We start from the raw sequence: 10,558 nt of genomic DNA on the forward strand, positions 1-10,558 counted from the left end.
GATAGCTGCAGCAACAGCGTCTTTTTTGCCATCACCAGAGCTTTCTGCAGGAGCATCAGTTGCTGCTTGTTGTGCCTTGCGCTCTCGAGCTTGTCGTTTACGTTCTTCACGCAGTTTCGACATTTCAGAATTGTCTGGTTCAGCGCTGTCCGCTTTCTGAGCCGCAGCTTGTTTTGCTTTTGCCTTGGCAATCGCAGCCGCAACCGCAGGTTTCACCGCTGGTTCCGCATTAGGAGCTTGGTCTGCCGCGGCTTTTTGCGCTTTAACGCGAGCAATCGCAGCTGCAATCGCATCATCACCATCCGCAGATTTCATATCTTTACGACGGTTGTCAGCTGCTTTCTTAAAGCGGTTTTCACGTTCTGCTTTGTCACGCTCCATACGAGCGTTTTTCTCTTCGAAACGAATCTTGGCGCGCTCTGCTGCAGCGGCTTCATCTTTTCGAGTTTTGATCTCAGCTTTTGCTTGGCGGTAGTACTGAACAAGAGGAATTTCACTTGGGCAGACAAATGCACAAGCACCGCATTCAATACAGTCTTTAATATTCAGTTCTTCACACTTATCCAACTCGTTGGCTTTCGCATGCCATTGCAGTTGTTGAGGAAGAAGTGATGCGGGGCAAGCCTCGGCACACGCGCTGCAACGAATACATTCCATCTCGTAAGTGCTTGGAGAGATCTCACGACGCGTTGGCGCTAAAATACAGTTCGACGTTTTAGTGATTGGCACATTGGCATGTGGCAAGGTGAAGCCCATCATAGGGCCACCCAAAATCAAACGCGGCAGTTTTTTATCGGCTTTGTAGCCAAACTCTTCAAGTAACTCGTGTACTGGTGTACCTAATAGCGCCCAAACATTACGAGGTTGCTTAAAGGTTTTACCGGTTAATGTCACAACGCGGTTAACCACAGGTTCGCCGTCAATTACCGCTCGCTTAATCGAGTAAAGAGAGCCGACGTTCTGAACCAAAACACCAATGTCTGCAGGGATGCCGCCAGCCGGAACCTCTTTATTAGTAAGGATCTTTATCAGCTGTTTCTCACCACCTGAAGGGTATTTAGTTGGGATAACACGAATGACGATATCTTTGTCTTTCGCTGCAATCTCAAGTGCTTTTATCGCGTCTGGTTTGTTGTCTTCAATGCCGATAACCGTCAGCTTTGGTTGAAGAATGTGTTCAACCACTTCGATGCCTTTTAATACTTCGTCGGCATGTTCTTGAAGCAACTTGTCATCAGAGGTGATGTAAGGTTCACATTCCGCAGCATTGACGATCAAAATGTCGGTACGACCTAAGCCTGATTGAAGTTTCTTAGCCGTAGGGAAGCCTGCGCCGCCCATGCCTGAAATACCAGCTTGGCGAATCACATCAAGCAGTTCGTCAGAAGTTTTTGTCGAGAAATCTTCAACTGGATTTTTTTCAATCCAAGCGTCTAAGCCATCAGGTTTAATAACCACGCACACGTCGCTCAAGCCAGAAGGGTGAGCGGTGGTTCGTGGTTCGATAGCGGTAATCACACCCGATGTTGGTGCATGTACTGGCAAAGTAAAACCAGTCTCTAAGGCCGTCAGTTGTTGACCTTTGAGTACGGCATCACCGACAGCAACCAATAAGTTACCAGGCTTACCGATGTGCTGTTTCACTGGAAGAACGATTTCTTCTGGGAGCCTTGCATGCACGATATCAGTAGTATTCGACTGTTTCTTGTTTTCAGCAGGGTGCACACCGCCCGGGAAGTTCCAAATAGAGCCCGTGCGAATTTGTTCAATTAAAGAGATCATACTAACCCTATGCCTTAGGCTCTGACGCGGTCGCATCAGTTGCTTGGTTAGTGATATCAGTAACAGGAATGATGTTCATCTGCCATTTCCAATTTTCAGTCGTTGTTGCCACTGGAATCATTTCGATACAGTCAGTAGGGCACGGTGCGACACATAGATCACAACCTGTACATTCATCTTTGATTACTGTGTGGAGTGCCTTGGTGCCACCAACAATGGCGTCAACAGGGCAGGCTTGAATACACTTGGTACAGCCGATACACATATCTTCATGAATGAAGGCAACGGTTTTTACTTTGTTATCTAAGTCATGAGCGGAGTCTTCAACTTCTACGCCCATTAAGTCTGCGAGCTTCTCAATGGTTGCTTGGCCGCCTGGAGGACACTTGTTGATCTTGTCTCCGTTCGCGATCGCCTCCGCGTATGGGCGACAACCAGGGTAGCCACACTGGCCACATTGAGTTTGCGGTAAAATAGTGTCGATTTGATCGACGATCGGATCGGCTTCAACTTTAAAACGGATAGAAGCAAAGCCCAAAATAGCGCCAAAAACAGCGGCTAAAACGGCTAGCGCAATGATCGCAATTAAAATGGTACTCATGCTTATTTCACCAACCCAGTAAAGCCCATAAATGCCAGAGACATTAGGCCAGCTGTGATCATCGCAATCGATGCGCCTTTAAATGGCATTGGAACATCAGCAACCGCAATACGTTCACGCATTGCAGCAAATAGGATCAATACAAGAGAGAAACCCACCGCTGCGCCAAAACCATAGATGATCGACTGAATGAAGTTGTGGTTTTCATTGATGTTCAGAAGTGCCACACCTAATACCGCACAGTTGGTGGTGATAAGAGGCAGAAAGATACCCAATAGGCGATAAAGGGTAGGGCTGGTTTTGTGAACGACCATTTCCGTAAATTGAACAACCACCGCAATAACCAAGATGAAACTCATGGTACGCAGGTATTCAATACCCAGAGGGGTAAGGATGTAGGTTTCTACTAGGTATGCAGATACCGACGCTAACGTTAGAACGAAAGTCGTCGCGAGGCCCATGCCAATTGCAGTCTCCAACTTCTTGGAAACTCCCATGAAAGGACATAGCCCTAAAAACTTCACTAGCACAAAGTTATTGACCAGCACTGTGCCAACCAACAACAAAAGGTATTCGGTCATAATGGATTAATTCTTGAGATTCCGATCCCGATATTATCCTGTTTTGCTCACCTAATAACAACCAAGGATCACTAGGGATTTAGACACTTGGTGAAAAAAACATCAGGTAATCGATTGATTACCAAAGCTGCAGTAAGTATAGACATAGATTTTGATGGTGTGAGCGTGCAGCGGTATATCACAATGATCTTTGTCTGATCATTTGAGTACTCAGTGATTTCACTTTTGTCTTCGGCCAAAAGGTCGAAATTGGTTGAAGTAAATAGCTCACTTTTGAGTCAATTGATTGTTGCTAACTCAGGGCTGTTGCTCGGTTGCTTAGAGGGCTTTTAGGAAAGTGAGTACGCTAAAACGCAAGAAGCCGCATCGAGTGATGCGGCTTCTTTAAATTTGGTCCCCTTGTCGAGACTTAAACGCGGGCGGGTAGCACGGTCCGACGATTCGGGTGTGACATTAACTTGGAACAAGTTAGTCGCAGTTATATACGAAAAAAGCTCAATCTTTCGATTGAGCTTTTTCTGAATTTGGCTCCCCTTGCAAGACTTGAACTTGCGACATACGGATTAACAGTCCGCCGTTCTACCAACTGAACTAAAGGGGAATTGCTTGTTAGCGACGCGAATTCTAATAAGACTCCTATTTTCTGTCAATAAAAAATAGCAGAAAAAAATAAGATAAAAAACTTTACTTTCTTGAACGCCTTATCAGATTTAGCTTTGCTTTAGTTATCCACCAAAATTGTGGATAAGTATGTGCGTGAAACTTTAACAACAATAATTGGGATAAATCTGAAAATGTTAAAATCTGCGGTAACGTGATGTATTTAAAAGTTTTATATCGAAACATTACGATTGTATAACTTTTTAAGATTATAAAATAAACAGTAAAACAAGTGCTATTTTTAGATTTTTTGGGGAAAAGTAGTGGATTAAAAATCGAGTAATTTAGCTGAAGAGATCTTGCAGGGGCACGGATAATACCAAGTTCCAAAAATAAAAGCTATAACTGATATCTAATCTTAAGATGCATTTCTCTAGATAATAGTTGCAACGACACTCCTCCTAGAGTGACAATGACCTGATTAAATAAACAGTATGGAAATGGCGACCTATGAGTAAACTCTTTGACTTGGTATCGGACTACAGTCCGTCCGGTGACCAGCCGACGGCGATTACCAAATTACTAGATGGACTAGATTCTGGTTTGGCACATCAAACTCTATTAGGGGTAACGGGCTCTGGTAAAACATTTACCCTTGCTAACGTCATTTCCCAATCTCAAAGACCTGCAATCTTGTTAGCGCCTAACAAAACGTTGGCAGCTCAACTTTATGGCGAGATGAAGTCATTCTTTCCAAATAATGCCGTTGAATACTTCGTTTCTTACTACGATTACTACCAGCCTGAAGCGTATGTACCAACCACAGATACGTTCATTGAGAAAGATGCGTCGGTGAATGCTCATATCGAGCAGATGAGACTTTCGGCGACCAAGGCCTTATTAGAGAGAAAAGACGCCATCATTGTGGCTTCTGTATCGGCTATCTATGGTCTTGGTGATCCTAAATCGTATTTGAAAATGATGCTTCACTTGAGTCGTGGTGAGGTTATGGATCAGCGTGATATTTTGCGCCGTTTGGCGGAGCTACAATATTCAAGAAACGACGTCGCATTTGAACGAGGTCAATTCCGCGTGCGTGGTGAAGTGATTGATATCTTCCCGGCTGAATCTGAACAAGATGCCGTGCGAATTGAAATGTTCGATGATGAAGTGGATTGCATCAGTATCTTTGACCCACTAACTGGTGCGGTTAAGCAAAGAGACCTGCCTCGCTTTACGGTTTATCCAAAAACGCACTATGTAACTCCACGAGAGAAAATCCTTGAAGCGATTGAGAAGATTAAGGATGAGTTGCGTGATAGAGCTCAATATTTAAAAGACAATAATAAGCTTCTAGAAGAACAGCGTATCTCTCAAAGAACTCAGTTTGATATCGAGATGATGACCGAGCTGGGTTTCTGCTCGGGTATTGAAAACTACTCTCGCTATTTGAGTGGACGTAATGAAGGTGAAGCACCGCCAACCTTGTTTGATTACCTGCCAAATGACGGCCTTTTGATTATCGATGAGTCACACGTTACCGTGCCGCAAATTGGCGCAATGTATAAAGGTGACCGCTCTCGTAAAGAGACCTTGGTTGAATTTGGTTTCCGTCTGCCTTCAGCGTTAGATAACCGACCAATGAAGTTTGAAGAGTTCGAATCGATCGCTCCTCAGACTATTTTTGTGTCGGCCACGCCGGGTAATTATGAGATTGAGAAATCAGACGGTGAGATTGCTGATCAAGTGGTGCGTCCTACTGGTTTGTTAGACCCAATTATTGAAGTAAGGCCTGTCGCGACTCAGGTTGATGACCTATTGTCTGAAATCAGAATACGTTCAGTGAAAGAAGAGCGTGTACTTGTCACGACGCTAACTAAGCGAATGGCAGAGGACTTAACTGAATACCTGAGTGAGCATGGCGTTAAAGTTCGTTACTTGCACTCTGATATCGATACCGTTGAACGCGTAGAAATTATCAGAGACCTACGTTTGGGCGAGTTTGACGTGTTAGTAGGCATTAACTTACTTCGAGAAGGTTTGGATATGCCGGAAGTATCGCTGGTGGCGATTCTTGATGCTGATAAAGAGGGCTTCTTACGTTCTGAGCGTTCTCTGATACAGACCATTGGCCGTGCAGCTCGTAACTTGGAAGGTCGAGCAATCCTTTATGGTGATTCGATTACTAAGTCGATGAGAAAAGCGATTGATGAAACCGATCGTCGTCGTGAGAAGCAGCAAGCCTACAATGAAGAACAAGGCATCACTCCGCAAGCGTTGAAACGTAATATCAAAGACATTATGGAACTGGGTGATCTGACCAAGTCGAAGCAGCAGCGCCAATCGAAGCAAGTTCCTCTATCTAAGGTGGCAGAGCCTTCTGAAAGTTATGCCGTACTTACACCGCAACAGCTTGATAAAGAGATCAGCAAGCTAGAAGCTGCGATGTATCAGCATGCTCAGAATCTAGAATTTGAATTGGCCGCACAAAAGCGTGATGAAATTGAGCAGCTAAGAAAGCAGTTTATTACCAACAGCTAATCTCACTTTCCATTCGAAGAATTGTTCCCCTCAATACAAGAATTGAGAGTGTTTCAGGCAAAAAAACAGCCAGTAGTAAATGTTCTACTGGCTTACGTTTGTGAACACTCTGTCCACTAACAACGTCAGTTGGCTAGGTGACCCGAAGGTCACTTAGATAACTGCATCGTTCGTGCCACATAGATAACACATTGATTGTTTGAAGCAAGCAAACGAACACAGTATAAATAGTGTGGTTAATTTGCATAATGCAAAGCGGAATGCGATTATAATAAGAAATGCAAATTATAAATGGCTAGGATATGCAATCAAAAACGTTAGATAACAAATCGAAGTATTTGTTAATGGTAGAAGATACCGCGTCGGTAGCAGCGTTATATCGATCGTATCTTACACCGCTCGAAATTGATATTAACATTGTTGGTACTGGCCGCGATGCAATCGAGAGTTTGAACCATCGAATCCCAGACCTCATTTTATTAGATCTACGCCTGCCCGATATGACGGGTATGGATGTACTGTTTGCTGTAAAACAAAAATATCCGGAAGTTCCCGTTATCTTCATGACTGCTCACGGCTCTATTGATACCGCAGTAGAAGCCATGCGACATGGTTCCCAAGATTTCCTTATCAAGCCGTGTGAAGCCGACCGACTTCGTATTACGGTGAACAACGCGATCCGCAAAGCCACTAAACTTAAAAATAGCTCGGAACATCCAGGAAATCAGAACTATCAAGGCTTTATTGGCAGTAGTCAAACCATGCAGCAGGTTTACCGAACGATCGATTCTGCCGCATCGAGCAAAGCCAGTATTTTCATCACAGGTGAAAGTGGTACCGGTAAAGAGGTATGTGCTGAAGCCATTCACGCTGCGAGTAAGCGTGGCGATAAGCCATTTATCGCGATCAACTGTGCAGCGATTCCTAAAGATTTGATTGAGAGTGAACTGTTTGGTCACGTTAAAGGGGCCTTTACTGGGGCGGCAACGGATCGACAAGGCGCGGCTGAACTTGCAGATGGTGGAACCCTGTTCCTCGATGAATTGTGCGAAATGGACTTAGAGCTGCAAACTAAGCTACTCCGCTTCATTCAAACTGGTACCTTTCAAAAAGTCGGCTCTTCGAAGATGAAGAGTGTGGATGTTCGTTTCGTATGTGCAACGAACCGCGACCCTTGGAAAGAAGTTCAAGAAGGTCGCTTTAGAGAAGATTTGTACTACCGTTTATATGTGATTCCATTGCATTTGCCGCCATTGCGTGAGCGTGGTGACGATGTCATCGAAATTGCATATTCATTGCTGGGTTATATGTCTGTCGAAGAAGGTAAGGCGTTCGTACGTTTTGCTGAAGAAGTACTCGATCGCTTTAATCAATATGAGTGGCCGGGGAACGTTCGTCAGTTACAAAATGTGTTGCGAAATGTAGTGGTACTGAATAATGGTAAAGAGATTACTCTCAATATGCTTCCACCGCCATTGAACCAACCAATTGAAAACAGTCTCCGTTTAAAAGAGAAGCAGAACGAAGACATCACGGTAAAAGATATTTTCCCATTGTGGATCACTGAGAAAACGGCTATCGAACAGGCCATCAAAGCGTGTGACGGTAACGTTCCTCGCGCGGCAGGTTTCTTGGATGTCAGTCCATCGACGATATACCGAAAATTGCAAACATGGAATGCGAAGCAGTAATCACCAAATAATAAGAAAAGAGCAATGACGATAATATTAAATCAGCAAAAAGTTGATGAGCTTGCCGGTGAAATAGGGCAAGAGAATGTCCCAGTGTTACTGGAAATATTTTTAGGTGAACTGAAGGGATACTACGAACATTTAGAGCTAAATAAAGAGTCAGACACATCTAAGTATTTAGCGGATATTAGCCATGCACTTAAGAGTAGTGCTGCGAGCTTTGGAGCGGACTCTTTGTGTAGTTTTGCGATTAGCCTAGATGCAAAAGTGAAACAAGCGCTGCCAATGACAGAGGTCGACTTTCAAGGTATGCAGGATATTTTGTTATCCACCTACCAAGAGTACCAGCAGTTAATGACAGAGCTTTAACGCTCTAAAGTGGTCAGTCATCAATGAACTTAAAAAGGAGCATCGTGCTCCTTTTTGTTTTTGTTTGGTAAATAGATTCAGAAAACCGAGTTAAACCAACTGATCCCTAATTGCTTGTTGGAGTTTTACGCGGTCGTGTCTCCAATCTCTATTTGGAGAGGCAAGGTCAGCAGTCACGCAATTCCATAGCCCTTCAAGTTCCGGATGGGGCGCGTTACCCAATACAATGTCGATTTTTCTTGTCTTGCAGGTACGTTCACACCACTCCAATTGCTCTTGTAGCGTCATTTTCCCTGCAGGTCCATGCTCTGGCGACAGGTTTTCAACGAAGATAACCTTGGCTTTAGTATTATCTGCGATCGCTTTACCAATCTCTGGCAGTAGAAGGGGCGGCATAACACTGGTTAGAAAACTTCCCGGACCAAGCACGATACAGTCTGCTTGTTCGACAGCTGCAACGGCTTCTCTGGTCGCAGGCACTTCTGGAGACAAGTCCATCATGCGCAGTTTTTCTGTCATGTCATCAACGTTGGTTTCGCCGGTTACCCAACGGCCGTCCATTGATAAAGCGGTGAGATCGGAAGGGTGTTCCGTCATTGGTACAATATTTACATCGACCTTAAGCATGTTACGAATCAGGTTGATTGCTTCCAATGGGCGAACAGAAAGGTTGTCTAGCGCAGTAAGCATCAGGTTTCCGAGGTTGTGACCATCGAGTTCACCTTGACCGCGAAATCGGTATTCGAACATCATCGAACTGATCGAAGGCTCGGTGATTAGCTGGTTGATACAGTTACGAGTATCACCCCAAGCGATGCCACCTTGGCAATCTCGAATACGCCCGGTTGATCCACCGTTATCTGTCGTTGCAACAATGCCTGTCGCATTGCTACCAAAGTCTTTTAATGCCGCAAGCATACGACCTAAGCCGTGACCACCACCAATTGCGACCACTTTTTTTGAAGAGTAAATATTCATTTTTTGTTCTTGTTAGATTATTACCAACTATAATTTAGGTTAAATGCTTCTCGTCAGATACTCAACAAGAGTTATTTTGAGGGTTTGATACGTTTTTTTTGCCGATGTGACTCGTTTTTTGTCATCAAAGCTAGATTCACGTACAAATATTAAGTATTTTATTACTCAGCTACTGCGCGTGTGAATATAAAGCGCAGTTGCCATAACTCCGAGCTCTCGCATGCTAAGTCGCACAGTGGTATTTGCTGTACCGATACGCATCAAGAGCCAGTGACATGTTGTCACAAGGGCTTAATTGGAAATGATTATGCCTCCCGTGTTTGGAAAGGTGTTCCGTGGCGCAACAATTCGAAGATAGATTCCATCGCAAGTTTTATTACTTGCGCTTGTCGGTTACAGACGTCTGTAACTTTAAATGTACTTACTGCTTGCCAGATGGTTATAAACCGTCAGGGCAAAAAAACTCGTCTTTTTTAAGTGTTCCTGAGATCAAACGCGTTGTTAAAGCGTTTGCTGATTGTGGTACCTCAAAGATCCGCATTACTGGCGGAGAGCCGAGTCTGCGTAAAGACTTTCCTGAAATCATACATACCGTTGCTTCTACTCCAGGCATCGAAAAAGTAGCCACCACAACGAATGGCTACCGCATGGAGAAACAAGTAGGGCAATGGCGTGATGCTGGTTTAACCCATATAAACGTGAGCGTGGATAGCTTAGATTCGCGCATGTTCCATCAGATCACTGGTGAGAACAAGTTTACTGAGGTTATGCGAGGTATTGATAAAGCGTTTGAGGTTGGCTTTGAACAAGTCAAAGTCAACGTTGTATTAATGAAAGACCTCAACAGTCAGGAATTACCAGCCTTCCTTAATTGGATCAAAGACAAACCTATTCAATTACGTTTTATCGAGCTGATGAAAACCGGCGAGATGGACGAGTTGTTCGATAAACACCATGTGTCTGGCGTTGCGATTCGCAACCAGCTTATTGCTAATGGCTGGCTGTTAAAAGTCAAAGCCGTTAATGATGGCCCTGCGCAAGTGTTTGTCCACCCAGACTACCAGGGTGAAATCGGTTTGATCATGCCTTACGAGAAAGACTTTTGTGAGAGTTGTAACCGACTGCGTGTTTCTGCGACCGGTAAACTTCACTTATGTCTGTTTGGCGACCATGGTGTTGAACTGAGAGATCTGATTCAAGAAGATCAACAAGAGCAAGAACTCATTGATCGAATTCAGGCTCAGCTTCAAACCAAGTCCGTTAGCCACTTCTTACATGATGGCAACAGCGGCATGACTCCAAACTTGGCGTCAATCGGCGGTTAACCCGCTATATACTCTAAAGCATTTTATCGCTCAGCTTCTTTAAGCTGGGCGAATAAGTCTAGGGCGTGTTGCTCTTTCGAGCTGATTTTT

General features: G+C 44.3%; 8 protein-coding genes, 1 tRNA gene and 1 riboswitch. Of the genes, 4 read left to right on the forward strand and 5 right to left on the reverse strand.

Going from position 1 to position 10,558, the window contains the following annotated elements; all coding sequences use genetic code 11:
* The 4 genes from rsxC to AB4232_RS10855 form a co-directional block, all read right to left on the reverse strand.
* A partial coding sequence (rsxC, locus tag AB4232_RS10840; protein WP_372087105.1) for an electron transport complex subunit RsxC occupies nucleotides 1-1,782 on the reverse strand: 1,782 nt, incomplete at its 3' end.
* Between the two features lie 7 nt (nucleotides 1,783-1,789).
* Nucleotides 1,790-2,383: an electron transport complex subunit RsxB gene (rsxB, locus tag AB4232_RS10845; RefSeq protein ID WP_004734040.1), complete on the reverse strand. Its 594-nt coding sequence runs from the start codon at nucleotides 2,381-2,383 to the stop codon at nucleotides 1,790-1,792.
* A 2-nt stretch (nucleotides 2,384-2,385) separates the two neighbouring features.
* Entirely contained in the window at nucleotides 2,386-2,964 is a 579-nt protein-coding gene (gene rsxA / locus AB4232_RS10850) for an electron transport complex subunit RsxA (RefSeq protein WP_004734039.1), read from the reverse strand.
* Nucleotides 2,965-3,489: 525 nt separating this feature from the next.
* Nucleotides 3,490-3,565, reverse strand: a tRNA-Asn gene (locus AB4232_RS10855).
* Between the two features lie 509 nt (nucleotides 3,566-4,074).
* On the opposite strand from AB4232_RS10855, the gene uvrB reads away from it, so the two are divergent.
* The 3 genes from uvrB (at nucleotide 4,075) to luxU (ending at nucleotide 8,165) form a co-directional block, all read left to right on the forward strand.
* Nucleotides 4,075-6,105, forward strand: a complete 2,031-nt coding sequence (uvrB, locus tag AB4232_RS10860) for an excinuclease ABC subunit UvrB (RefSeq protein WP_372087106.1) — start codon at nucleotides 4,075-4,077, stop codon at nucleotides 6,103-6,105.
* A 302-nt stretch (nucleotides 6,106-6,407) separates the two neighbouring features.
* Complete coding sequence (luxO, locus tag AB4232_RS10865; protein WP_371709720.1) at nucleotides 6,408-7,796, forward strand: quorum-sensing sigma-54 dependent transcriptional regulator LuxO; 1,389 nt, start codon at nucleotides 6,408-6,410, stop codon at nucleotides 7,794-7,796.
* A 24-nt stretch (nucleotides 7,797-7,820) separates the two neighbouring features.
* The gene (gene luxU / locus AB4232_RS10870) at nucleotides 7,821-8,165 is read left to right on the forward strand and encodes a quorum-sensing phosphorelay protein LuxU (protein WP_372087107.1); all 345 of its coding nucleotides are present in this window, start codon (nucleotides 7,821-7,823) and stop codon (nucleotides 8,163-8,165) included.
* Between the two features lie 90 nt (nucleotides 8,166-8,255).
* Here the strand turns inward: luxU and AB4232_RS10875 are convergent, their stop codons facing one another.
* The gene (locus AB4232_RS10875; protein WP_135381346.1) at nucleotides 8,256-9,143 is read right to left on the reverse strand and encodes a YvcK family protein; all 888 of its coding nucleotides are present in this window, start codon (nucleotides 9,141-9,143) and stop codon (nucleotides 8,256-8,258) included.
* A 194-nt stretch (nucleotides 9,144-9,337) separates the two neighbouring features.
* Nucleotides 9,338-9,490: riboswitch (molybdenum cofactor riboswitch) on the forward strand.
* Here AB4232_RS10875 and moaA point away from each other — a divergent pair.
* On the forward strand, nucleotides 9,479-10,468 hold the full coding sequence (gene moaA, locus AB4232_RS10880; RefSeq protein ID WP_029223023.1) for a GTP 3',8-cyclase MoaA: 990 nt from the start codon (nucleotides 9,479-9,481) through the stop codon (nucleotides 10,466-10,468). It overlaps the preceding riboswitch by 12 nt.
* Nucleotides 10,469-10,558 lie beyond the last annotated feature (90 nt).

Source organism: Vibrio sp. 10N.286.46.A8, from assembly GCF_041470165.1.
Taxonomy (GTDB): domain Bacteria; phylum Pseudomonadota; class Gammaproteobacteria; order Enterobacterales; family Vibrionaceae; genus Vibrio; species Vibrio tasmaniensis_A.

Bases quoted from the DNA above. Each gene is read 5' to 3' on its own strand.
- rsxB (WP_004734040.1), bottom strand. From the start codon at position 2,383: ATGAGTACCATTTTAATTGCGATCATTGCGCTAGCCGTTTTAGCCGCT.
- rsxA (WP_004734039.1), bottom strand. From the start codon at position 2,964: ATGACCGAATACCTTTTGTTGTTGGTTGGCACAGTGCTGGTCAATAAC.
- uvrB (WP_372087106.1), top strand. From the start codon at position 4,075: ATGAGTAAACTCTTTGACTTGGTATCGGACTACAGTCCGTCCGGTGAC.
- luxO (WP_371709720.1), top strand. From the start codon at position 6,408: ATGCAATCAAAAACGTTAGATAACAAATCGAAGTATTTGTTAATGGTA.
- luxU (WP_372087107.1), top strand. From the start codon at position 7,821: ATGACGATAATATTAAATCAGCAAAAAGTTGATGAGCTTGCCGGTGAA.
- AB4232_RS10875 (WP_135381346.1), bottom strand. From the start codon at position 9,143: ATGAATATTTACTCTTCAAAAAAAGTGGTCGCAATTGGTGGTGGTCAC.